We start from the raw sequence: 24,903 nt of genomic DNA, 5'->3' as shown, positions 1-24,903 counted from the left end.
GTCTTTTATGACAAAAATACTTTTCACCCTCATCCGTGATGCAGGGCGGTTTTCCCTGTACGCCCTTGTCCTCGGCCCGGCCCTGGTGCTGTATGTCCTGGTGATGTTAGCGGCGTCTGATGGCTCACTGTCCCGTCAGTTCCTGACGACCTTTCATGACCTGACTGACGGCGTACCTGCCGGCAATGTGATGGCGTGTGTTAATGAACACGAGATGGTCAGTCGCTTTTCACCGCCAGAGCCCGGAGAGAAGTTAAAGCCCGCTCCTGCGTTAGAGAAAGCCCCTCCTGAAGTGTTGTGTCAGCGTGGCTACGTGGACAGCGATTCATGGGCGCGTTCTGTGGATGCAACGTTGAGAAACTTCTGGGGGATGGCGGTAATGTTTGGTGCCGGATTGTGGTTTGTTTCCCGTCGTCTCTCTCTTGCTGCCCAAAAGTGTATTTCACCAGACACACATTCGGTTCTGGTACGGAAGAACAGGGAGACACAGGAATGAAACCAGCTATTCTCGCAGGACTGATTTTCTGGGGCACGATGGCGCGCGTACTGAGCGAACTGATGACCTGGTCCGTGGAGCATACTCAGCAGGGGCTGCTGTGGCTGTGCAACAGTATGTGGGCCGGTGCGGCTGGCATGGTGGTGTATGCCGGCTACCGCTGGTTCAGGTTTGAGAGAGGGCAAGCGCATAAGGAAGCCGATCATGAACATTAAAACCGGACTCACTGCGCTCCTGTTATCTCTGCCCCTGCTGGCGAGCGCCGGTGCGCGTGAGGAATTAATGGCGCTTGAAGCAACAAAAACGGCGCAATCCGCAGACGCTGCGGCCATCACCGCTTCTCCTGCTCCGGCCAGCCTGATGGCATTGCCGGATGGACGAAGGGCTAACATGAAAGATTATGCTGTGGTGCTCTTTATGCAGGCTCACTGTGAATTCAGCGCGAAGTTCGATCCGCTGCTGAAGGGCTGGGCTGATGAGCATGCAATTAAGGTCTATCCGTACACCCTGGACGGTGGCGGCGATGTCTCCTTTCCGACGCCGATGGTACCGCGCAAGAGCGATCTTAAATCGCCCATTGCAGACGAGATTGTGACCTTCTTCGGAAACGGTCTGCCGATTGCGACACCAACGGCTTTTGTGGTCAACGTCAACACCCTGAAAGCGTATCCGCTGACCCAGGGCGTGATGGATATTCCCGCACTTGAAAGCCGTATGGCCAGCCTGATTCAGGCGGATATGGATAACGTCGATCCGAAAGCGCTGCCGCCCATGCCTGCAAGTACGCAGGTCACCCCTCAGTAATACAACCGGACTACAAAATGACTACAAATTCGTATGCGCTCTCGCGTACCGAACGCGTGTGGCTGTTATTCAGCGTAACGCTGCTCGTGTCCGCTGCATTCTATGGCGGGCTGGCCTATCGGGTGGTCAGCGTCCTGAACCGTCCTGAACTGACAACCTGTCTGCAGGACTTTCCGGTGCTCCTGCTGATATCACTGAGCATCGGCTTCTTTTTCACCGTTACCGGGCTGTACGTCTGTCGTCAGACCCTGGCCAGGAAACCCCGGGAGGAGATTGCATGAGGCACATCAGACTGAAGACGTTTATCCGAAACCAGGCTATCGGGATACTGAAAGACAGTAGTGAGGATACGGAAACCCGAAAATGGACTGACCTGTTAACGCTGAAAATGTTTTATGCCCTGATTTTTACCTCTGTGGTCGAAAGGGTATACGTGAAATGTGCCGGAGCAACGCTGAGTGCGATGGCAGAACCGGCCACCGCTGATCGCGCTGAACAGTTTACGCTCTCGCTTCTCATCCACTATCCGCAGTACCTGCTGTGGGGCGTAATGGCCGCGATTTGCGTACTCATTGCGGTGAATTTACTCATCTGCGGCTGGCTCCGTCTGGCTACATATCTTTGCTGCAAACTGAACCGTGCTGACATTCTGGCAGACAAGGATACGCAAGCTGTGGAGGTGCCTAATGATTAAGGCGCTTATTACGGCAGGGATTGTGTTCTTCTCGGGTCTGGCGGCGCTGCCCGCTCAGGCGGACGTCAATGGTGACCTCAACGGCTTCTTTGGAAAACTGGGCTACAGCGGCAACGTCTCCCAGGCGCAGGCCTGGCAGGGGCAGGCAGCCGGGTATTTTTCCGGCGGCTCAGTCTACCTGCGAAATCCCGTCAAAAACGTCCAGCTGATCTCGATGCAGCTGCCGTCCCTGAACGCCGGCTGCGGCGGTATCGATGCCTACCTGGGGTCATTCAGCATGATCAGCGGTGAGGAAATTCAGCGGTTCGTGAAGCAAATCATGAGCAACGCCGCCGGCTATGCCTTCGATCTGGCTCTACAGACGATGGTCCCGGAGCTGAAACAGGCAAAAGACTTTCTTCAGAAGCTGGCCAGTGATGTTAACTCCATGAACATGAGTTCATGTCAGGCTGCGCAGGGCATTATCGGCGGATTGTGGCCGGTGACGCAGGTATCGCAGCAGAAAATCTGTCAGGACATTGCCGGTGAAACCAATATGTTTGCCGACTGGGCTGCATCCCGTCAGGGCTGCACTGTCGGAGGTCAGGGGGATAAGGTCACGGCCAGGGCAGGGGATGCTGAAAAAGACCAGGTGCTGAAAAACAAAAACCTTATCTGGGACACGCTCAGTAAGAACGGGCTGCTCGCTAACGATCGCGCGCTGAAGGAGCTGGTAATGAGTACCGTCGGCTCCATCATCTTCAATAAAACCGGAGGCGTGACAATCCTGACACCACTTGTCGATAACCGCGATCTGATCAAAGTTTTGATGCGGGGGGGAACGGCGAAGGTCTATGGGTGCGATGAGGCAACACTCTGCCTTGGGCCTGTCGTCACTAACCTGACGATTACGGAGTCCAGCGCTCTGGTCACACTGGTCAAAAATCTGATGATTTCCATGCAGAACAAACTTGTCGATGACAAACCGCTGACCGATCAGGAAAAAGGCTTCGTGAACACCACGTCCGTACCGGTACTGAAATACCTGACCAACGCCCAGAGTATGGGCATGAGCGCGACGTATCTGCTTCAGGTTTCCGACTTTATTGCCCAGGACCTGATGATTCAGTACCTCCAGGAGCTTGTGAAGCAGGCAAGCCTGTCACTGGCTGGCAAGAACTTCCCCGAAGAAGCAGCCGCCAAACTGCGTGACAACGTCATTCATGCTCAGGGACTGCTGGCCGACATGAAGTTACAGTCAGCGGCAGACCAGAATGCGCTGGACGGTATCGACCGCAACATGCAGTACCTGCAACAGCAGGTGTCCACCATCGTTTCAGGTTCTTATCAGAGCAACTATCACTGGGGTGATCGCTGATGCTTGAGATATACACTATCTATGGCGGGGGGATGTGGAAAACGGCGCTGGACGCCGTTGTCACCCTTGTCGGTCAGAATACTTTCCACACATTACTGCGCATTGCCGGCACCTTCGGGGTGCTGGCCGTGTTGTTTACCTTCATAAAACAGCGTAATCCGATGGTCTTCGTCCAGTGGCTGGCCATCTTTATGGTCATCACATCCATCCTGCTGGTACCGAAACGTTCCGTACAAATCATTGACCTTTCCGATCCGGCAGCAGTGTGGAAAACGGATAATGTACCGGTCGGGCTGGCAGCCATCGCGTCGCTGACGACCAGTATCGGGTACAAGATGGCGTCAGTGTACGACATGCTGATGGCCAGACCCGACTCGGTGACCTACAGCAAAACCGGGATGCTGTTCGGTTCGCAGATTGTGGCGGAAACCAGCGACTTCTCCACGCAAAATCCGGAGCTGGCACAGATGCTGCCGGACTATGTGGAAAACTGTGTGATCGGCGATATTCTGCTGAACGGGAAATATACGATTAACCAGTTACTGAACTCCACCGATCCGCTCACGCTGATAACCAGTAATCCCAGCCCGCTGCGTGGCATTTTTAAAATGACCTCTACCACTCGCCAGTTCCTGACCTGTCAGCAGGCCGCAACAGAGATTAAATCCCTGGCGAATACCGATGTGAACCCGGGTAGTGCAACGTTCACCTGGCTGACGCGTAAAGTCTTTGGCAACAAAGTGAACGGTGCAGCCTTACTGTCTAACGCGATGGGGGAGAGTTACGGTTACTTCTACTCCGGTGGCATGACAGCCGCGCAGATCATGAAGAATAACATTACCAACAGCGCAGTCCGGCAGGGGATAAAAGGGTTTGCGGCGCGCTCATCCGATACCGCCAACCTGCTGAACCTGGCCACCGAGAACGCGGCAACCAAACAACGCCTTAGCTGGGCAGCAGGTAACGAACTTGCCACCCGTACTCTTCCGTTTGCGCAGTCCCTGCTGATGCTGATCTTAGTGTGCCTGTTCCCGCTTATGATTGCGCTGGCCGCATCGAACCATACACTTTTCGGACTTAATACTCTGAAAATCTACGTCAGCGGTTTTATCTACTTCCAGATGTGGCCTGTGATGTTTGCGATTCTGAACTATGCCTCAAACTACTGGCTCCAGAGCCAGACCGGAGGCACGCCCCTGGTCCTGGCCAACAAGGATATCGTTGCGCTGCAACATTCTGATGTGTCGAATCTTGCGGGATATCTGGCGCTGTCCATCCCGGTGCTCTCGTTCTATCTGACAAAAGGGGCGGCGGCAATTGGCTCTCAGGTTACCGGCAGCATACTCAGTTCAGGGGCATTCACCTCCGCCGGTGTGGCAGCGACCACAGCAGACGGAAACTGGTCGTTTAACAACATGTCGATGGACAATGTCAGCCAGAACAAGATGGATACCAACCTGATGCAGCGTCAGGGTCAGCTGACGTGGCAGGCAGATAACGGCTCCACGCAGACTCAGACGGCCGGTGGCCATACGGTTATCGACGGCTCGGGTGCAATGTCGAATCTGCCGGTGAACATGAAGCTCAGCCAGTTGGCCAGCAGTGGTTTCCAGGAGTCAGCCCGCCAGTCGCAGGTTCAGGCGCAGACTGCACTCGATGGCTACAACCACAGCGTTACCAGTGGCTGGTCGCAGCTCTCTCAGCTTTCTAACCAGACCGGTACCAGCGACAGCCTGATAAAAGGCAGTGAAAACAGCCAGGCCACAAACGCAACGCGCGGTGCCAGTATGATGATGTCTGCTGCAGAGAATTACGCGAAGGCGAATAATATCTCTACGCAGGAGGCTTACAACCAACTGATGTCAAAATCTGTGGAAGGCAGTGTTAATGCAGGAGCAAGCGGTAAATTTAACACCGGTGATCAGGCATTTGGGAAAATTGGGAAATGGGCTACTGGAATCAGTGCAGAAGCACATCTTGGTGCAGAAGTTAAAGGGGCGAGCGGAAGCTCACATGGCACCCAAGAAATGCACTCAAGCAATCAGGACATGCGACATGACCAGAGCAGCCAGGCAGTTAATGACTTCCGGCAGGGTATGGATATGGTTAAAAGTAGCCGAATCACAGATGGCGCGAGCCATTCCGAGAATGCTGCAAGCAGCAATGTTCAGCAGCTGGCCGCAACGCTTAATGATGCTGAAAGCCAGTACCATCAGTACACCACCAGTTCAACGCAGAGTAACGAGTTCAGCCGTATGGCCACCGTTGCGCAGAACCAGAGTGCAAGCCTTGATACGAACTATACGCAGGAGTTTGTGGACTGGGCGGCTAATAAATACGGTGATAAGACACAGTCCATGCTGACAAGTGCGACGTCAGCGCGCGAAGCAGCGATGGAGTTCGTAAATGAACGTCTCAAACCAGAAATCATGGGTGACTATCAGCAAGGCCGTTCAGATCTTGCCAGTGGTCAGGAGCATGCAGCATTCAGTGGGGAGCATATCGTGCAGCCAGCGCATGGCAGTCAGCAGGCATCTGGTTCATCTGGTAATGAGGGCGGAGTAAGTTACAGCTCTTGGGATAGCGGTACTCATAGCTCGGAAAGTGTTGGCAAAGTTCATGCTTCCGGAACGGCTCAGGCCGCTGAATATGGAAGCAGACAGGATGGGCAGGTAACATCCGCAGGCGAAAATAATTCTACCGAAACAGACGAATCTGTTTCGCGGGGGACTGAGCAATCAACTATTCATCAAGGGCAAACAGTCGGACAAAGAAGCAGCACGGGTAACATAACCTCGTCAGCAAGCATGGTTGATGCGGGAAGACACTCAACTGTAGATGAACGAGCTGACCACGTAGCAGAAAGGCATCCTTCTGGAACCATTCCGGAGCAAGGGACTACACATGGCCAGGAGAATGAAATCACTCATAGCCGTTCAGGCATTAATGTTGGCGGTGAAAAAGTTCGAGGCGATGCTATGCAGGAGTCATTCAAAGAAAATCAGGCTAAGTTGCATGAACATTCCTCGCAGGGTTTTGGTCCCCAGAATGAGTTACAGCGACGAGTGGCGGAACAAAGATCTGAAAATGAGAATAAAATCAACGAATCTGCTGGAGAAATTGGTAAAAAACAATCCACTGTTCAGGCATCCAGTGATATATTGAAAGGAGAGCTTCATAATTCACAAAGTTCATTCTCGAATGGTTTGAATAAAGAGAAAATCAGTCAGGGGGAATCATCTCCTTCTGAACATGATGAAGAAATGAAACGTAGATTAGCTGAGCTAAGAGAAAGGAAGACGGGCTGATTAGGAGGGTATATGGCATTCTCAAATGGTGATGCAAAAAAAGAAATTGCTGAGATTATCTCAGGGATTAGTAGTGATGAACGTCCAGTTTCATCGCCCAAGAAGGCTTTCCAGATTGTAGCTATATACCCTGTAATTATGATCCTCACAGCCATTCTTATGTGGTTTGCTTATTATGTCAGTCTGATTCAGGCAGGAGATAATAGCGGGCTAGGCTGGAAGTTCTATCTTGAAGCAGCACAGCTTGTTTTAGGGTATGGAGGATGGATATCTATCGGGGTGACAGCTGTTGTCGCAATATTCTTCATACTCATAAATTATTCTACTGTACTGGTATATCTATCTATACCTGAAGATATCAGGAATCGTTCGATATTAATCACTTCTTTAAGGTCCACAGTTAAGAAAATAGCCTTGTACCTATGGGGTAGCGCCACCTTGTTAACTCTCGTAGGGATGATATCTGATTGGGGGATTTTACTGGCAGGGAGTATTCCAGCAGTTTTATTCATTTCAATTTTTGTAACTAATGGATATCTTGGAATACAGAGCACTCGTTACGGCCTGGGGCCATTGATGTCAACGGCCAGTAAGATGATGAGTAGATAGGAATGGTCAATATTCTATCTTAAGTAAAATTTAACCTCTGATGAAATTACAGTCCCGGAACTTCATACGTTGCCGGGATTTTTATACCCTCTCGCTGTAAATTAACCTTAAAATTAGCCGATAACGTCCCCGTTAGCTATATCTCGCTAACGGGGACGTTTTTCTATGCACAGGATGAATTCATGAAATTAAAACAATTAGCCGTTGTTGGTCTGATCGCTTCTACTCTCGCTCTGTCTGGTTGTGGTGCCATGTCCACAGCGGTGAAGAAACGTAATCTCGATGTCAAAACCCAGATGAGTGAGACCATCTGGCTGGAACCGTCATCAGAGAAAACGGTTTATCTACAGATCCGTAATACCTCCGATAAGGACATGTCAGGGCTACAGGCGCAGATTACGAATGAACTGTCCGCGAAGGGCTACCGTGTATCCAGCTCTCCTGACTCGGCCTACTACTGGATTCAGGCAAACGTGCTGAAAGCCGAAAAAATGGATCTGCGTGATGCGCAGGGTTTCCTCAAGACCGGGTATGAAGGTGCGGCAATGGGAGCGGCACTGGGCGCGGGTATTACGGCGTATAACTCGTCGTCAGCTGGCGCAACGCTGGGTGTAGGGCTGGCCAGTGGCCTGATTGGTATGGCTGCAGATGCAATGGTTGAAGACGTGAACTACACGATGGTGACCGATCTGCAAATTTCCGAGCGCAGCAAGGCTACCGTTACCACTGATAACATTGCAGCTCTGAAGCAGGGAACATCAGGCGTGAAAGTGCAGACCAGCACCGAGCAGGGCAACCGCGCTAAATATCAGACCCGTGTGGTTTCCAATGCCAACAAGGTGAACCTCAAGTTTGAAGAGGCTAAGCCAGTTCTGGAAGCACAGCTGGCCAAATCCATCGCCGGCATTATGTAACTGCATTGGCGGTCAAAGACCGCCCGTTTACCAAAATAAGGAATCAGCATGAAAAAAGCAGGAATTGTGTGTTTATCACTGATCGTGGCTGTACTCACAGGATGTTCCTCCCCAAAATCTACCCCGGAAGAACCAGAAATGACAGCTGCACGCCAGTGCTCTGATCAGGTGCTCACCGCTTCAAAAAATAAAGCGGGTACAACTAAGTTAACGTCAATCATGAAAGATGAAGCCACCATTGTTCGGGTTGGTGATTCTTCTCAGAAAACCCATCTTATCAAGGGATTCCCTTACGTTGAGTCCACGTCTCTTGATAACGGTAAGCCGGGTTCAACATGGCGCAACTGCATGCAGGCGAAAGGGTTTACTGTTGGTGGTTGAGCCGCCTGCAACAATAGTGAGCTAATAGCTCGTTATCATTAAAACCGCACTGAAAAGATATCCCACATCTCAGTGCGGTAATTATTACCTCTCCTTTCCAACTGACACCAGACCGAGTTCACTTCGAGCAGGGTGCGTCAGTGCTTTCTGTCAGTTACCAGTAATTACGCTTCCTCGCATGACTGCGCCAGGCGCAGCCCTGCCTGTGGCGAGCGTTGCGTCCTTAATTTCAAAGGAGTTCGTCCATCATGATGCATCAGAGAAATGAACGTGCAGATTACTCAGCTGAATTCTGGTCGCTTATCCATCTGGAAAGTGAGCTGATGGTAGCGAGGGCATACCTGAACGTATTTGGTTCACTTCCTGAGGTACAGGGAATGACCATTGTTGCTTTCTGGGCTGGCTATGAATTTACCCTTTACGATCTGGAGCCCCGGGAGTGGCATTCACCGGTTTATAAGGATGTGGCCTCGTCAGTCCGTTCTGTGGCTGCATACATTAATAAACAGGACTGGGAGGACGGATGTCAGCAGGCCAGGTATGAACTGAGTCAGATGTAATAACCTGACGATTAACCCCCACGCGGTACCACATTTTTTCATCACCCTTTTCAACGTTTCTCTCTGATAACACACATCACCGCGCAGGTGATGCGATAACGGCCGGACAACACTCTATGAGCTTCGCAGGAAAAAACCTCACCCAGGGCGGGCAGATGACCGCCTACCGCTGGCGCATGTTCATTCAGGTGAACAACTGGATAGGATTCTGGATCTTCATCCAGTTCGCCGTACTGACTACCGCCATCTTTCTCTGGCGAATCCCTCAGGAAGCCCTGGATAACGGTTCCCTGTGGTGGTTCGCCAGTATCAACAGTAGCTTTATTGACCTGATGCCGGCATCGGGGACGCCAAAAATCTACGACGTTCACTACTGGTATGCGCCTACCGCGACAGCGATGGTGCTGAAAATGACCCTGCCGCAGATCTATACCGACCCGTACATGCAGGCGATGGGCGACCAGTGCCTGCGTGAGCTGCAGTGGGCAGCCGGTGCCAGCGGGCTGTTCAGTATGGTGGTGTTTCTCGCCGTGACCTGGTTTATCGCCAATATCGGCAGAAAGGAGAGCGAGGACGAATATCTCTCCGGCATGCAGCTGACCGACAAGCCAGCGGAAGTGAATAAGCTGTTGCGTAAAAACGGTGAGCTCTCTGATCTGCGCGTGGGCGACCTGCATATGGTCAGGATGGCGGAGGTACTCAATTTCCTGATGCATGGCACTATCGGGGTGGGAAAGTCGACGCTGATACGCTGGTTACTCGACTACATCCGCAAACGTGGTGACCGGGCCATCATCTACGACTCAGGCTGCACCTTCACCGAAACTCACTACACCCCCTCCACCGATTTCATCCTGAATGCCCACGACGAGCGCTGTGCCAACTGGCAGATGTGGGGTGAGTGCGTTGACGCGGTCGATTACGACAACCTGGCTGCCAGCCTTATTCCGGTTGAAGGTGAGTCCGATCCGTTCTGGGTATCCAGCTCGCGAACCATTTATGCCGACCTTGCAATTCGTATGTCGACTGACCCGGAACGCAGCATTGAGAAGTTCCTGAAAACCCTGCTGTCCCTCAGCATGAAAAATCTGCGTGACTATCTGGCCAACACGCCCTCAGCCAACCTGGTTGAGGAGAAGATCGAGAAAACGGCCATTTCCATTCGCTCGGTGGTAACCAACTACGCCAAAGCCCTTCGCTATCTGCAGGGGCTGGATGACGGAACGAAGCCGCCGTTCACCATCCGCGAGTGGATGACGCAGGAACGTTATGACAGCAGCTGGCTGTTTATTTCAACCCAGGCACGTCACCGCAAGAGTGTACGCCCGCTTATCTCGCTGTGGGTATCTCTGGCCACACTGATGCTGCAGAGCATGGGGGAGAACAGCGACCGCCGCGTATGGTTCATTATCGATGAAGCCCCCAGCCTGCAGCGCATCCCGGAGCTGGCCGAGACGCTTGCCGAGGCGCGTAAATTTGGCGGCTGTTTCGTACTGGGGATGCAGAACATGGCGCAGCTGGTTCACGTCTACGGCCGTGAGCTGGCCAAAAGCATCTTTGACCTGATGAACACCCGTATGTACGGACGTTCGCCGAGCGCCGAGATGGCCAAAGTGGTGGAAGAGGAGCTGGGCAATCAGCGTAAGCGCAAAATCCGTGAGCAGAACAGCTACGGTCTGGACCAGGTGCGTGACGGTGTGTCTCTCGGTAAGGACGAGGTCAATAACCCCATTGTCGATTACGAGCAGATCATGCGTCTGCCAAACCTCAACTTCTACGTGCGCCTTCCGGGTGAGTATCCTGTCGTCCGTCTGAAGCTGAAATATCGCTCGCTGAAGAAGCGTCAGGCAGGCCTGATCGAGCGAAACATCCGTGATGCGCTCAGTCCGGAGCTTGAGAGGGTTATTCAGGAGAACGAGCGCGCAGCGTCTGCTGCAGGTCTTACGTTCCCGACCGGCGATGAAGTGCTGGAGAAGGGGAGCGAGACATCATCTGCAGCTGAGGGTACGGCTCCCGTTTCTTCTTCAGGGGCATCCAGCTCACCGGTAACGCCGGCCGTCGAAAAAGTGGCTCGTACTCGAACGGAGGAGCCGAAACCCTCGCGCAGCGCAGCACCTGAACTGAGGCCGGTACCATCCAGGGAGCCCGTCACCTTGCGAACAGCGCCAGTGGCTCCGGAAGTAGTAACTGAAAATCACAGTACGGTGACAGACCCTGTCACCGAAGACAAAAAAGATAACGTCGTTTCACTTCGGTCTTCTCCTCCTTCAGTAAATCACCAAAAAGAGACCTCGTCCCTTAACCCGGGTATTCCTGCAGCGCTCCAGAAAATCAGGAGCAGAGCTCAGATGGATGAAACGCCTGAACCATCTTCAGCTGGCGCTCTGGGGATGCTGAAACGGCGGCTGAATACGGGAGCTAACTCAGGCGGAGGCGAAGATCAGGCCAGCGATAATGCGGGCGAATCAATGAACCTGGACATGAAGGTGACGGTACTGCCAGACGGCGGCCTGAGTCTGACGACGGCAGGGAAACCAGTGACACCGCAGACCCAGGATGAAGCCCACATCACTCACCGGCAGCTGGCGCAGGAAGAAGAGAATATTTTGCTTCACCGCCATGCGGACGACCCGGGTTACGACGAAAACGACCATCACTATTACGACAGAGAGCATGACCTATGATGTCAGTCGCCCCAGTAGCGTCAGCCGGCGAGGCTGCAGGCTACTACAGCAATTCCGATAACTACTATTTTCTGGGTAGCCTTCAGAGCCTCTGGATGGGGGAAGGTGCAAAAGAGCTGGGCCTTGAGGGCAATGTCCGTGGCGATGATCTGACGGCCGTGCTCGAGGGGCGTCTTCCGGACGGCTCACGGCTTGGCAAGGAGGTTAACGGACAGCATGTCCACCGCCCCGGCCATGACCTTACCTTTTCAGCCCCCAAAAGCGTGTCCATTCTGGCACTCATCGGCAACGATAAAGAAATGGTGGAGGCGCATAACCACGCCGTCCGTGTGGCGGCCGGCTATGTGGAGAAGCTCATCTCGGCCCGCGATACGAAAGACGGCGTCACGTCCATCGTACACACCGGCAAGATGGTGGCAGCTGCTTACACGCATGACACGTCACGCAATCTTGATCCGCAGCTGCATACCCATCTCCTGATTGCCAACATGACGGAGTATGCGGGCAAATGGAAAGCCCTGGCCACGGACTATATCCATAACGCCGGCTTTATCGAAACCGTCATGAAGCACCAGGTCACGCTCGGCAAAATCTATCGCAGCGCGCTGCGTGAGCGGGTTGAAGCGCTCGGCCATGAAGTGGAAGAAGTAGGCAAGCATGGCATGTGGGAGATTAAGGGCGTTCCGGAAGAAGTCAGGGACGAATATTCCTCACGGGGCAGGGAAATTCAGGGTGCCGTGGGGGCTGAAGCCACGCTGCGCAGCCGGGATGTGGCCGCGAAGGACACCCGCAGAGCGAAAGTCGACCCATCGCGGATGCGCCTGATGGAACGCTGGCTGGGACAAATGAAGGAGAAGGGGTTTGACCTGAAGGCGTATCAGGAGAGCGTGGTGCCGCGTGATGCAGGTCTTCGCGAGACCGCGCCTCAGCCGGAGCGAGATCACCAGGCTAAGCCTGTTCCTGCCGGGCCTGAACAGGCTTCTCAGCAGACGTCGTCCAGGGCAGAAAAGAGCGTCGACACACCTGCTCAACCCGCAGAACGGGAGAGCCTGTCCCGTCTGCCAGTACCACAACATACTGACACGCTGCGTCAGCCGGCACAGACCGGTCCCGAAAAGACGCCGGCGGCCAGGAGCTTTGCAGCAGCGCAGCTGGACACTGAAATACCGCGCCCGGAACTGACTGAGGCTGTCCGTCTGGCCATCTCGCAGCTCAGCGACAGTAAAACGCGCTTCACCTTTGGCGAGCTGATGATGACCACCGCTGAGCTGAGTGAACAGCTGCCGGAGATTCAGGAAATTCGTGTGGCCATCGATGCGGCGCTGAAGGACGGCATGATTGTGCCGCTGGACAGTGAGAAAGGGGTCTTTACCTCCCGTATTCACCTGCTTGATGAACTCTCGATCCAGGCGCTGAGTCAGGAACATCTCAAATCCACAAAAGTCGTCAGTTTCACCCGCCCGGCGCAGTACGCGCCGGCGGCGCTGGAAGTTGTGGAGAAGGACGCCCTGGTTCTGATGAATGCCCCGTCAGGCGTGGCGGGCATCCGTGACCTGACCGCGCAGCTGGCCGGAATTGCCGGCGCGAACGGCCGTGACGTGCAGGTGCTGGCCAGCTCTGCCGAGCGCGCCATTTCGCTGGCTAAATCCGACGATTTGCGGGAAAGAATTATCAGCCGACAGCATTTGCTGAGCGGTGATTTCCACCTGAAACCCCAGAGCACGCTGATTATCGAAGGGGCAGAGCGTCTGGGATTAAAGGAGACGCTGGTTCTGCTGGGCGAAGCGCGCGCGCAGGACGCACAGCTGGTCTTTCTCGACAGTGCCGGGCGTCAGGCGAACGGTAATGCCATGTCCGTGTTGGAGTCCGCGGGGGTTGCCCGCTCCCGCCGCACTGAGCCGGCACCCGGGCTGGAGGCCGAAGTGGTCAGTATTCCGGACAAACGCGACCGTTACGAGGCGCTGGCCAACCGGTTTGCAGAGCTGAGCGGAGGCACTGAAAACGTCACCGCCGTCGTGGTCGGCAGACGTGAACAGGCACAACTGACGGGCCTGGTGCGTGAGGCGCTGCAGAACGCAGGACAGCTGGGGCGTGACGGCGTGGAGATAGAGGCCCGGCAGCCGGTCTGGCTCGACAGCAAAACGCGCCGCATGCCAGGTTCGTACCGTCCCGGCATGGTGCTTGAAGATCGCACGGACGCAAAAGAGCGTAAGTCCTATGTGATTGACCGGGTGCATGAGGACACGCGAGTCCTCTCGCTCATCGACGGTGATGGCGTGCTGACCCGGATGAAAATCGGTGATATCAGCGCTGACTGGCGTCTCTTCAGCCGTGAAACCCTCAGCGTGGCCACCGGCGAAAAACTGCTGTCCGTGGCGGGCGACCGCGAGCACAGCCTGAAGGCCAAAGATCGTCTTGAGGTGACCGGGATAAGTGAAAAGGGGATTGAGGTGAAACGGGGGGAAGATACCCTGACGCTGCCAAAAGACCAGCCGCTCTATCTGTCACATGTTTACGTGACCGCCCCGGGCGGCCGGGATAACGACACCGGCGTGGTACTGGCCGCGCTGAACAGCCGCGACATCTCGACCCAGACCATGAATTCTCTGGCTCAGAGTGGCCACAGGGCGGAAGTGTTCACTGCCGAAGTGCAGGACCGGGCTGAAGCCCGGCTGCAGCGTATGAAGACAAATGCCTCTCCCGTGCAGCTGGTCAGAAACCTGAGTGGCCACGATGACGTCAGCCAGGCTGTGGGTTCACTGCAGGACAGCGTCCGGACGGACGCCGGACTGGCCGTCTGGCGTGCCATCAACGACCAGCGCACCGTGGTGATCAGCGAGCTGAAGCTCGCGACGGAAGCGCAGAAATATCATCCCGACCTTGAGGCCATCGGGAATGAAATTGGGGCGATGATCAAAAATGGCGAGCTGTTGTCCGTATCCGCAGGGGGCGAGCCGGTACTGGTTTCCCGGGCCACCTGGGAGATGGAGAAAGCCATCTTGCGCGTAGTGGAGGAAGGCAAGGGCACGCAGCAGCCGTTGCTGGAACAGGTACCGGAGGCCGTGCTGAACGGCCTGACCGATGGACAGAAAAAGTCGACCACCCTGGTGCTGGGTACCACGGACCAGTTTATCGGGATACAGGGCTATGCCGGCGTGGGGAAAACCACGCAGCTGAAGGCGGTGATATCTGCACTGGAGACTATACCGGCGGACATTCGTCCGGTGATGACGGGGCTTGCTCCAACTCACCAGGCGGTTAAAGAGATGAGCGACGTCGGTGTCCGGGCGCAGACCATTAAATCCTTTATCGTTGAGCATGACCAGGCCACAGCAGCAGGCGAAAAGCCCGACTATAAAGGGCAGGTGTTTCTTATCGATGAGTCCTCAATGGCAGGCAACCAGGATACGGCGGCACTGTTCCAGGCCATTGCCAGCGGCGGCGGTCGCGCGGTCTCGATGGGGGATATAGACCAGTTTGAATCGGTCGACGTGGGCGCACCATTTAAGCTGATGCAGGAGCGCAGCCCGATGGATGTGGCCATCATGAAACAAATCGTCCGCCAGAAAGACCTGCAGCTGCGCGGCGCCGTTCACGACATCATTGATAACCGGATCGATGCGGCCCTGCAGCGGATTGAAACCCAGCCGGCTGACCGCGTGGCGCGTAGCGCTTCAGTCGCGCTCCCTGAGAGTGCCATTCAGGAAACGGAGACGCCTGTTATCGATATCGTCGCTGACTGGACGGACCGGACGCCGGACGCACGGTCCCGCACGCTCATCATTGCACAGCTGAACGCCGACCGTAAGGCGATAAATGCCGGCATTCATGCCGCGCTGGCTGCGCGGGGAGAACTGGGGGAGAAGGCCATTAAGGTGCCTGTGCTCGATAAAATCACCCATACCCGCCATGAGTTTAATAAAACAGAGGCCTGGCAGCCGGGAATGGTGGTTAAACGCGGCGACCGCTACCAGGATGTGCTGGCCGTTGACCGTAACGGCAGCACGGTGACGGTACGCGATGAGGAGGGAAAGATTGGTCTGTATTCACCGAAGCAGCTGATCACCGGTGACGTGCAGCTGTTTCGCCGCAGCGAGATGGAAGTTCGCACCGGCGATCTGCTTAAGTTCACGGCGACCGATCGAGAACAGGGTCAGATGGCCAACCAGCGCTATACGGTGGAGTCGATAAGCGAGGCGGGGAATATCCGTCTGAAGGGGGAAAACGGTCGCATTACCATCAATCCGGAGAAGGTCCGGGCACAGCAGCATCTCGACTACGGCTGGGCCGTCACCGGCTACGGTGCTCAGGGGGCCAGTAGCGATTATGTCATTGCGCTTGAGGGCACGGACGGCGGGCGTAAGGCGCTTGCCTCACGTCGGGCCTTCTACATCTCAACCTCACGCGTGAAGGAGCACGTCCAGATTTACACCGACGGGAAAGCGGACTGGGTTAAGGCGATAAAAACGCCGGAGCGTGATATTAAAACGGCACACGATGCGCTGGCACCAGAAACGCAGGGTAAACAGGCGAAAGCCATCTGGGCAATGGGGCAGCCGGTGAGTAAAACGGCCATCGGGCGCGCCTGGGTGCGCCATCAGGGCATGCAGGAGGCGTCACTGACGGCAAAAATCATCCCGGCCACCCGGCGCTTTCCTGAACCGGCGCTGGCGCTGCCGGTGTATGACAACAATGGCAGGAGTGCGGGTCTGGCCCTGGTTTCCCTGGTCGCCAGTCCTGAGGGGAGGATGACTCAGGGGGAGACCCGAATGGTCATGACAGAGCGTGCCCGCGGTGCCGTGCTGCAGCGAAGTCAGTCCGGAAACACGATTGTGGCCAGCGATCTGACGGCCGCACTTGATGCAGTACGAAATCATCCAAAGGACGGCGTGGTCTGGCAGACCGGCGATGAACCCCCTTCAGCATGGCTGCTTAAGGTAAGCGGCGGGACAAAACAGGATGTGTCACCGGGTATTGTCTCCACGCTGACGGACGAACAGAACGTACAGCAGCTGCGTGAGCAAATGCTGGCAGACCAGGTTCGCAATGAAGAAGCCGGACGGAGCAGGCAGCCGGAGCCGTTGCTGGCTGAAGTTCCACAGGAAGAGGTGATCAGACTGAAACCGGAAGATATTAACCCGCGTAAACCGGAACCACTCAACCCGGATGCTGATGTGATCGCCCGGGTGAGAGATGAGGAAAACACCGATGGACAGGAAATAAAAGCCGCTGCAGGCGTCAGAAGTGAACTGGAAGGTGCTGACAAGACTTCCGGTGAACTGTCGAGGGCATCGCGTGTGATTGCAGATCTGGCAAACGCTGAACGCGATATGCTCAGGGCGGCAGAAAATACTGAACGCGGCCGCATGCCTGAGCGTGAAGAACAAACCCTCACCCGAACCATTCAGAAAGAACGTTAATCTCCCTTTTAACCATGAGACTCAGACGATGAAAGCACACAAATTAGCAGCATTAATAGTTACAACATACATTGGCTTTATTTCAACGGCACACGCTTCAGCCCCTCAGCCCTTATTCAGCCCGGAGCAGGAGGCCCGTATCGGTGAAATCGCTGCCGACTATCTGGTATCTCACCCGGAGATTCTGGTGACGGTCAGTCATAAGCTGCAGGAACAGCAGGAGGTACGTAAGCAGAAAATGTTTGCACTCAGCGTGATGGAGAATCAGGCGAACCTTCTGCATGATCCGGACACACCGGCATACGGGCCTGAAAATGCAAAAGTCGCGGTGATTGAATTCTTTGATTACCAGTGCGTGTTCTGCAGCCGCTTTGCGCCGGAGCTGGAGAAGGTCATGAAAGCGCAGCCGGACGTCCGCTACCTCTTTAAGGAGTGGCCAATTTTTGGTGGTCGCTGGGAAGCCTCACTTCAGGCAGCGCAGCAGGGGCTGACGGTCTGGCAAAAAAAAGGAGCGCAGGCCTATGTCACCTATCACAATGCCATCTACGCCACCGGCCATAATGAAGGCAAACTGACGGTGGAGGATATTCACGGGGCAGCGTCAAAGGCGGGACTGGCCGCACCAGCTCCTGGCGATCATACCGCGTCCCTTGAGAAAAACAGTAACCTGGCAGAGGCGCTGGGACTCACCGGAATGCCGGGGATCATCGTCATGCCCGTTAGCGGGGCGACTCCCGACACCATCACTGTTTTCCCGGAAGCCGTAACCGCTGAAAGACTCCAGGCAGCAATCCGGAAAGCCACCAGGGTGAAATGATCCTCAGTCCGAAGAACGTCTCCCGCCAGAGACTGTTTTTCATGTTCCGCGCGTAATTGCCATCTTCACGTTCCGTTCTCCTGCGCTTCCTCGATCAGGCCTGCCGGCCTGATACTGCGGCGAGCGCTGCCGGTTATAGTCCCTTAAGGACAATTAGCATGCAAACTACGGACGGTTATCTGGTCGAACATCTGGAAAAATTACTGACGAGAAGGTAGTATTCGGATCGTCAGCGATCGTCTTGTGGTGGGACAGATTGTTGATTCAGATTACTTTTGTGACCTAACTCAAACTGACGGTTTGACTGCTTTGTGGTGAGGCAGGCGGGTGGCAGAAGATGGTTTTACGGAAGAAATGCGGACTTCCGGAAACAAACAGGGACAGGACGTGTCCGTTAAAACGTTCAGGAGCAGGTAACGGGATTTCCCGGTGCCTGAATGCACAAACCCCCTGAAATCTGTATCCACTTTGGCGGGCGGTTCAGATTCAGGGGGTCCAAAAGCAGGCGCGTTGCCTGTGAAGGATTATAACGCATGCACCATAGAAAACAACACCCGGCCGCCATAAGAACAGGCCGCCGTGAATGACAATCAGATTTCTGTTCACTGGTCAGATCTACCGAAAGATGAGCTAACCCGTTTCTGGCAGGATGTCGATGCCGGCACTCAGGGTAATTTCCTCATTGCACCGGTCAAAAAACTGACCCGCCGCAAACGCGGTGAGCATTCCACAAAAGCCAAATGTGAGAACCCGGCCTGGTATCGTCCGGAGCATTATAAAAAGCTCTCCGGACAGCTCGGTCATGCCTACAATCGCCTGGTGAAAAAAGACAAGGAAACCGGGCAGGTCAGCCTGCGCATGCATGTTTCTCGTCACCCACTCTATGTCGCCGGCCGCCGTAAAGCGGGACGTAAATATGGCTTCCGTCCGGAACGTCAGCGCCTGCTCGATGCGCTCTGGCCAGTGCTCATCAGCTTCTGTGATGCCGGCAAGCATACCGTTGGCATGTGTATCACCCGTCTTGCAAAAGAGCTCAGTGCAAAGGACGCAAAAGGCAATGTCATTCCTGAAACGGAGGTGACGGTGTCACGCCTTTCACGGCTTATTGAGGAACAGGTACGGTTTGGCGTTCTGGGCCTTGCGGAAGAACGCACCTGGGATCGTGAATCCCGCTCCTGGCTGCCAACGTATGTTTATATCACCCCCGTTGGATTCCAGATGCTGGGCGTCGATATGGACAAGCTGTTTAAAGAGCAGGAGAAGAAGCTCCGCCAGAGCGCCGAGCGTGAGCAGCTGATCCGGGAAGGGGTGATGAGCGAACATGATGATGTTCAGCCCCACTCTGCGCGGAAATGCTGGTCTGGCCGTAAGCGCCGGGAGGCACTCGTTTACCGCCGCAAAAAAGGCGCGGAGCGTAAACGTGCCAACAATCTGATTAAGCTGCCGGCAGATGAACGACTCCATGCAATGTCTGAATGGATTTATCGCACCCTGCCGCCTGACGAAGCGTACTGGTGCACATCTGAGCGCCTGAAGGCGCTGGCCATCAAGCATCTTTACCAGCTGGATCTGGCGCTTTCTCCACCGGACTAGTCACAAACGACACAACAGTCTTGCTGTTTACTGGCCCCTCACCGGGGCTTTTCGTGCTGGTTTTTTTCGGCCATTCCGCTCATTTTTCACCCTTCACTCCTTTCCCTTTCCGTTTACCATCACGTTCTGCGTGTCGTGAAGGCCCGCAGTGGCCACTGTCTCTTTTTTTACACAGAAATCCGCAAATGAATAAGTGAAGTAACCCGGAAATGAATAAAAGACATTCCGCAAAACAGTCTTACTTCACCTTTTTTATCTCTCTGTTCATTACATTCCAGAGTAGATCTTTGTCTTCGGCCACTCTGTGGATAACGTAAAATGCCTTCGCATGCAGCGGCCTCACGGCCGCGCGCTCAGAAGGAAATCAAAAGTTCCTCCCGTCGCAAGCGCCGGGCCCCGTTCTGGCCAGAACCCGATACTGCATACTTACCTGACCCCTGCTAAACCGACGCCGCCCCGGCCCGAAGGGCCGGAACACCCTCGCTTTAAGAGGGATGTTGTAACTAGAAGTCAGAGCTGCTGCAGTTAGCATAGCGGTAAGCTCGCTGTACACGCTCGTAAGCGCCTCACGGCGCTAACGCGGAGATACAGCCCGTCAGCGGCCAGAGGCCTTGACGGACTCACTCCGACCGCGCACATTAGCAATCGGAAAGCTTTAAGCGGGTATGGCTTTGCAGGGAAAGGGATGGGATTCGCAGAACCTATCAATCCGTAACGGCTGATGCCGGTTACGACGCCCCTCACCAGAATCACCCGGTTCAGCTCCAGCTGGCGTCTCCATGCCGCTTCGCGGAATACATTTACCCTTTAAAGCAGGGTTGCCTAAATCCGGGAGCGCGATAAGCTTTAACGGGTGATTTTCAATCAGGATGAGTAAAATGGATATAATTCTTCCGGGAAACAAAAGCCAGGCGCGAGTCTGGGCAGAAACCATGATTAATCTGGAGGCCCGCAAACTCGTCAATACCGCTAATATTGTTGGCGCCCGACATCTGGGGGATGGATTGACGCGTCTCAAATTCATCGATGAAATTAAATCTGTCATTAATGGCGAATTTGAGCGTGCCCGGCGGGCAAAGTCTGACGAAGAGTGCATGACCTGCTTGCGTAACCTGCAGGCCGAAAACAGCAGTCTGCTTGAGCAGAGCCGGCAGCTCCAGACCGGTTATGCGAAACTATATGCCCAGATCAAATACGTCAGGGATGAAGACCGGATGGTCGGTTATGTCATCTCAGGAATTAAAGTTGTGCTGGCAGGTATGCAGGGCGCATTTGGCTTCGTGCTGACTTCCTCAATGACCCCCGTAGGCGTTCTTGCCGGGGCTATTCTGATAGTCGACTCGGCCAACACCATAACCCGTGAAGTTGGTCGTCAGTTCCTGAATGAACCTGACACGCAGGGTATGTTTGGTGATGGTGCCATGAACATCGCTAAATTCATGGGATTTGAACGATCAACAGGGTTGGGGATATACAACGGGATCGCGCTTGCAGGCAATATCTACAGTGTCTATGGATTAATGGCCAGACCTGGAACCTGGCGTCTGTTTAACTATATCAGCACCGATTTTTACCGGAAAATCGACACTATGTCCCGGGGTAAACTGACAATGAAAATTGTGGGATGGGGGGTAAAGGCTAAGGTTGTTTTCGATCTGATCACTTCTGATGACGCTGGGAAATGAGATTTTTCCAGCGGTAATGCCATGATTTATAGGCCAGCTTCAAAGGCATGGTAATCGTAAACAGAGTGCCAAGAACAATAATAGCCACGCCAAAGGAAATGGCATGCATCCTCGAGCCAGCCAAAAGTGTGGCCACAAAAATCAGTAACATGACTGACAGCACCCATATCAGGGCCTTAAAACGGTTTGCCAGATCGTTCAGCAGAGTATCCATCTCCGTTCCCGTTTTAGCTGAACTGGCCCGCAGTCGGATAATCTCCTCTTCACTGAAGCCGTGGTTCATCAGATCACTTTCATGGTTCATGCTTCTCTCCTTTTCCCTGCGGGAAGTTTAACATGCCCTGCGCTAATAACCAGTTAAGCCCGACTGATAACCGGTCAGGTGGTTACGGGCTATCACTTTTGCTGAAACCTGTGTCGGCCAGTCTTCTGCAGATGGAATGCTTTCCAGCCAAGAGCCGGTGGAAAGGTCGCCCAGGCAATGGTCAGGACAACGAGGGAACTCATGCCGCCAGACAGGATATGTGTCCGGCTGCCGGCGATGAGGGTGACCAGCATAACCAGAACGAGCGCGACCGTGATCAATACCGATATCCGGAAGCGTCGTGCAAGTGCAGCGATGAGGCCCTGCATAGTGCCACCGGTTGCTGAAAGTCGCCCCAGTAAAGTATCCACTTCACGGTTACTGAAACCTGCCTCAAGCAGCTCTTTCTCACTGATAGCCATCACGTCATCCTAAGTCAGCCAAAAGTAGACTGTACCAGACCAATAATCCCCAGGTGGCCGGCGTAAGCATAATAAAAGAAATTACGCGGCATGAAACGCCTGCAGCCCTCCGGACAGATTTTCCTGCAAAAGGAAACCACTGCCAGGGGGAATGCCAGAGTAGGCAGCGTGGCCAGTAATAATGTTTCTGCGGGCAGATCCAGGAGATGCGATAACCCGTTTAAACAAATCAGTGACAGCACGGCAGTGATGGCCGCTAGCCGCTGCACTTCGGGTGTTTCGTTGCCAGAAATGGTTGCCATACTGATGGCCAGCGTTATTCCTGCCAGCCCGTAGCTTGCCGGCTGCAGTGGCCAAATCATGAGGGCCAGGAGCAGATATCCCGCTATCATTCCTTTCCGGCCGTGCTGGTACTGCAGGGCAATCAGCTGCGTGACGCCGGCAAACACGAACAGAATGTTCAGGGCCCACCAGGGCTGGTGATGCCAGAAGGCCAGGCTGAACACCGGCTGCGTGATGACTGCCCAGATCCACAGACGATTGGCTCTCTTCTGCAGGCGTTCCGGGGTGCGCTGTACGTTCATCGCCCATATAAGCGTGAACAGGGGGAAGGCCATCCGGCCAAGCGCATACATCACCGGCAAGGCTGGCGACAGAAACACCGTATTGGTGTGGTCGATGAGCATGGCCAGAAGTGCGAGGAGCTTGACCATATCGAGTGCAGCGGGACTGAGCTGGCTGGCGTTCCGGATAGTGGGAAGTACGTCGGGTACTGAAGGATTCATGCTGTATATTCCCCTGGCGACACGCGGTTAACAGCCAGTCCTGAACATAATGCCAGAATGCCCTGCCTGTTTGCGTTGTGACCCTGACCTTGAGTTTCTCCAGAATCTTGCGCACCGCAAATTCTGATTTATCACGCAGCACGCGCATTGCACCTGCCACATCCTTATTCTGAATACAGATATTTAAAATATGAAAATCGTTCATAACACTCCCTTCCTTACTACATATATCGGCAAATATATTGATATGTTTAGATTAAGGAGTGCAATTGCTTGTTATTTTAACATATATTGCAGGGACGGATTTTTATAATTATAAAACATGCTGCTGCAAAATAAATTCATATTCATCTCAACCTAAAACCGATTATTCCTGGCTGATATCTGAAGAGGGAGCAGGATGAAGCTTTGCATAATCTTCTCGAAGCGATTTTGCCGCGGGTTTCCAGGCTTTCGCCCACTCATCATCCATTCTTCCTGCACCAACAATCTTCAGTGCGACAGCATAGGGAGTGCGTCCTTGCTGTTTTGAAAGCCACAGGATGTGATCATCAATTCTGTCATCAGGTATATCGTCGATAATGGAATGGATAACATCGAGGTCCTCTGGCAGCCACGGCTTCCCAGTACGGGGAAACACCAGATCCGGTTCGCGCGGTTTCTTTACCTTCTCGTTTTTAGCGATCTGTCTGGCTTCTTTCTCCGCAGAAATGAGTCGTAGTCGCTCCTTAAGCCCACCCAGTGTGGCAACCGTTTTAATTAAATTTTCTCGCTGTTCGCGAGTAATACTTTGCTCATCGCAGATCAGGTCGTTCAGGGTATCGATGAGTGTATCTACCCGATTTTCTGTTAATTTCATTTCCAGTTCTCGCTTAAGGCTACAACTCAGCATTCTATTAGATATCTATCTGAATTCGCATCCCTGTTGATCTCATAAATGCAGTCCATAGTCTCGATCACTGAGCATGGAAGCCTGATGCTAAAATGATATACTGATGTAAGAAAAAATCTTACATAATGAAACGGAGGGGTTATGGCCCGAACGATGACGGTGGACGTGGGCGACGAGCTGCGTGAATTTATCGATTCCCTGGTAAAGGCCGGTGATTACCGTACCCAGAGCGAAGTCATGCGTGACGCGCTGCGGCTGCTGCGTGAAAAGCAGGCTGAATCCCGTCTTCAGGAACTGCGCGATCTGCTGGCCGAAGGACTCAGCAGCGGCGAGGCGAAACCATGGAACAAGGATGCCTTCCTGAATAATGTCAGGGCCAGGGTGGCAAATGAAAGAGATTGAGCTGACACCCAAAGCTGAAGAAGATCTGGAAGCAATCTGGGACTACAGCTTCCGACAGTTCGGGATTGTTCAGGCGGATGCGTATATCGGGCGTATAGCCGCAGTGTTTGATGTTCTGGCCATGCATGACATCGGCACGCATCGCGCAGAGCTGGGAGAAGATATCTGCTCGCTGCCGGTGGAACAGCACATGATCTATTTTGTGTCATCACATTCGGTGGTTACGATCATACGTATTCTCAGCCAGTCTCAGGATACTGCGCGGCATGAACCCTGGAGATAACCGGGTAAGAAATTAAATAATAATAAATTCAAATACTTAGTTCGTGCAATCTATCTTATGTTAAATTCCACAATTTAATTATTGAAACTTACGTATCTATTGATTAGCCGGTCTTTTAATTAGTGCATAAGTTATGTAACAGGAACATACAATTATATATGAGTTAAACAGTTTATTGAAAATCATGGGTGCATTTAAATACTGATAATATTAAAAAAACAAGTGCAGGTAAAACCTTATACACAAAAACATACGAGTTAGATGCAAAAAATTAGCGCATCGCAAGTATTAATATAACCATAAACCTAATTCATTCTTTAATATATACCATGTATTATACTTCGAATCCATTAGTCAAATAAGAAAAATTATCTTAATAATAAGAGGGTGTTGGTTTAATTAAAGCTTGGCTTTAATTATTGACATCATCTTTATTAACTTTTGAAAAATAATTGTGAGTAGCATTGCGGGACTAAAAACCTGTAAAAATGCC

General features: G+C 53.5%; 22 protein-coding genes. 18 read left to right on the top strand and 4 right to left on the bottom strand.

Annotated elements, in window-relative coordinates:
• Positions 1–7: 7 nt before the first annotated feature.
• The 16 genes from EXW94_RS27220 (at position 8) to EXW94_RS27145 (ending at position 21,322) form a co-directional block, all read left to right on the top strand.
• Entirely contained in the window at positions 8–496 is a 489-nt protein-coding gene (locus EXW94_RS27220) for a hypothetical protein (RefSeq protein ID WP_174341625.1), read from the top strand.
• Positions 493–711: a hypothetical protein gene (locus EXW94_RS27215; RefSeq protein ID WP_174341624.1), complete on the top strand. Its 219-nt coding sequence runs from the start codon at positions 493–495 to the stop codon at positions 709–711. The genes EXW94_RS27220 and EXW94_RS27215 overlap by 4 nt, the downstream gene beginning before the upstream one ends.
• Positions 701–1,300 (top strand): F-type conjugal transfer protein TrbB, encoded by a 600-nt coding sequence (gene trbB, locus EXW94_RS27210; protein ID WP_174341623.1) that lies wholly within the window; start codon positions 701–703, stop codon positions 1,298–1,300. The genes EXW94_RS27215 and trbB overlap by 11 nt, the downstream gene beginning before the upstream one ends.
• A 17-nt stretch (positions 1,301–1,317) precedes the next feature.
• A complete protein-coding gene (locus EXW94_RS27205; RefSeq protein ID WP_174341622.1) occupies positions 1,318–1,581 on the top strand; it encodes a hypothetical protein in 264 nt (87 codons plus the stop codon).
• Positions 1,578–1,994: a hypothetical protein gene (locus EXW94_RS27200; RefSeq protein WP_174341621.1), complete on the top strand. Its 417-nt coding sequence runs from the start codon at positions 1,578–1,580 to the stop codon at positions 1,992–1,994. Before EXW94_RS27205 ends, EXW94_RS27200 begins: the two co-directional genes overlap by 4 nt.
• Positions 1,987–3,351 carry a conjugal transfer pilus assembly protein TraH gene (gene traH, locus EXW94_RS27195; protein WP_174341620.1) on the top strand — a complete coding sequence of 455 codons (1,365 nt, stop codon included), beginning with the start codon at positions 1,987–1,989 and terminating at the stop codon, positions 3,349–3,351. Before EXW94_RS27200 ends, traH begins: the two co-directional genes overlap by 8 nt.
• Positions 3,351–6,659: a conjugal transfer mating-pair stabilization protein TraG gene (gene traG / locus EXW94_RS27190; protein ID WP_174341619.1), complete on the top strand. Its 3,309-nt coding sequence runs from the start codon at positions 3,351–3,353 to the stop codon at positions 6,657–6,659. Before traH ends, traG begins: the two co-directional genes overlap by 1 nt.
• Positions 6,660–6,671: 12 nt before the next feature.
• Positions 6,672–7,268, top strand: a complete 597-nt coding sequence (locus tag EXW94_RS27185) for a hypothetical protein (RefSeq protein WP_174341618.1) — start codon at positions 6,672–6,674, stop codon at positions 7,266–7,268.
• Between the two features lie 182 nt (positions 7,269–7,450).
• Entirely contained in the window at positions 7,451–8,182 is a 732-nt protein-coding gene (traT, locus tag EXW94_RS27180) for a conjugal transfer complement resistance protein TraT (protein ID WP_174341617.1), read from the top strand.
• Between the two features lie 48 nt (positions 8,183–8,230).
• Positions 8,231–8,563 carry a hypothetical protein gene (locus tag EXW94_RS27175; protein WP_174341616.1) on the top strand — a complete coding sequence of 111 codons (333 nt, stop codon included), beginning with the start codon at positions 8,231–8,233 and terminating at the stop codon, positions 8,561–8,563.
• Between the two features lie 248 nt (positions 8,564–8,811).
• Positions 8,812–9,123 (top strand): hypothetical protein, encoded by a 312-nt coding sequence (locus EXW94_RS27170; RefSeq protein WP_174341615.1) that lies wholly within the window; start codon positions 8,812–8,814, stop codon positions 9,121–9,123.
• 116 nt (positions 9,124–9,239) lie between these two features.
• Positions 9,240–11,807 carry a type IV conjugative transfer system coupling protein TraD gene (traD, locus tag EXW94_RS27165; protein ID WP_174341614.1) on the top strand — a complete coding sequence of 856 codons (2,568 nt, stop codon included), beginning with the start codon at positions 9,240–9,242 and terminating at the stop codon, positions 11,805–11,807.
• Positions 11,804–17,227, top strand: coding sequence for a conjugative transfer relaxase/helicase TraI (gene traI, locus EXW94_RS27160; RefSeq protein ID WP_174341613.1), 5,424 nt, complete (start codon positions 11,804–11,806; stop codon positions 17,225–17,227). Before traD ends, traI begins: the two co-directional genes overlap by 4 nt.
• 28 nt (positions 17,228–17,255) lie before the next feature.
• Positions 17,256–18,044 (top strand): DsbA family protein, encoded by a 789-nt coding sequence (locus tag EXW94_RS27155; RefSeq protein WP_174341612.1) that lies wholly within the window; start codon positions 17,256–17,258, stop codon positions 18,042–18,044.
• A 579-nt stretch (positions 18,045–18,623) separates the two neighbouring features.
• Complete coding sequence (gene repA, locus EXW94_RS27150) at positions 18,624–19,637, top strand: plasmid replication initiator RepA (protein ID WP_174341611.1); 1,014 nt, start codon at positions 18,624–18,626, stop codon at positions 19,635–19,637.
• An 878-nt stretch (positions 19,638–20,515) separates the two neighbouring features.
• Entirely contained in the window at positions 20,516–21,322 is an 807-nt protein-coding gene (locus EXW94_RS27145) for a DUF4225 domain-containing protein (protein ID WP_063617333.1), read from the top strand.
• Here the strand turns inward: EXW94_RS27145 and EXW94_RS27140 are convergent.
• The 4 genes from EXW94_RS27140 to EXW94_RS27125 all read right to left on the bottom strand — a co-directional run bounded on the left by EXW94_RS27140 (position 21,297) and on the right by EXW94_RS27125 (position 23,725).
• Positions 21,297–21,626, bottom strand: coding sequence for a hypothetical protein (locus EXW94_RS27140; protein WP_174341610.1), 330 nt, complete (start codon positions 21,624–21,626; stop codon positions 21,297–21,299). The genes EXW94_RS27145 and EXW94_RS27140 overlap by 26 nt on opposite strands.
• Before the next feature lie 92 nt (positions 21,627–21,718).
• The gene (locus EXW94_RS27135; RefSeq protein ID WP_174341609.1) at positions 21,719–22,048 is read right to left on the bottom strand and encodes a hypothetical protein; all 330 of its coding nucleotides are present in this window, start codon (positions 22,046–22,048) and stop codon (positions 21,719–21,721) included.
• Between the two features lie 14 nt (positions 22,049–22,062).
• Entirely contained in the window at positions 22,063–22,833 is a 771-nt protein-coding gene (locus EXW94_RS27130; RefSeq protein WP_174341608.1) for a TraX family protein, read from the bottom strand.
• A 367-nt stretch (positions 22,834–23,200) separates the two neighbouring features.
• Positions 23,201–23,725, bottom strand: a complete 525-nt coding sequence (locus EXW94_RS27125; RefSeq protein WP_174341607.1) for a hypothetical protein — start codon at positions 23,723–23,725, stop codon at positions 23,201–23,203.
• Between the two features lie 141 nt (positions 23,726–23,866).
• Here EXW94_RS27125 and EXW94_RS27120 point away from each other — a divergent pair, with 141 nt between their 5' ends.
• Together EXW94_RS27120 and EXW94_RS27115 are read left to right on the top strand one after the other, a co-directional pair.
• A complete protein-coding gene (locus EXW94_RS27120) occupies positions 23,867–24,127 on the top strand; it encodes a type II toxin-antitoxin system ParD family antitoxin (protein ID WP_127851271.1) in 261 nt (86 codons plus the stop codon).
• Entirely contained in the window at positions 24,114–24,410 is a 297-nt protein-coding gene (locus tag EXW94_RS27115) for a type II toxin-antitoxin system RelE/ParE family toxin (RefSeq protein WP_086527902.1), read from the top strand. Before EXW94_RS27120 ends, EXW94_RS27115 begins: the two co-directional genes overlap by 14 nt.
• The last annotated feature ends 493 nt before the right edge of the window (positions 24,411–24,903 follow it).

It is taken from the genome of Enterobacter sp. JMULE2 (assembly GCF_013337145.1).
In the GTDB taxonomy this organism is placed as follows: Bacteria; Pseudomonadota; Gammaproteobacteria; order Enterobacterales; family Enterobacteriaceae; genus Enterobacter; species Enterobacter mori.
The sequence above is the reverse complement of the archived record's forward strand: the minus strand, read 5'-3'. Positions and strand labels throughout refer to the sequence as shown.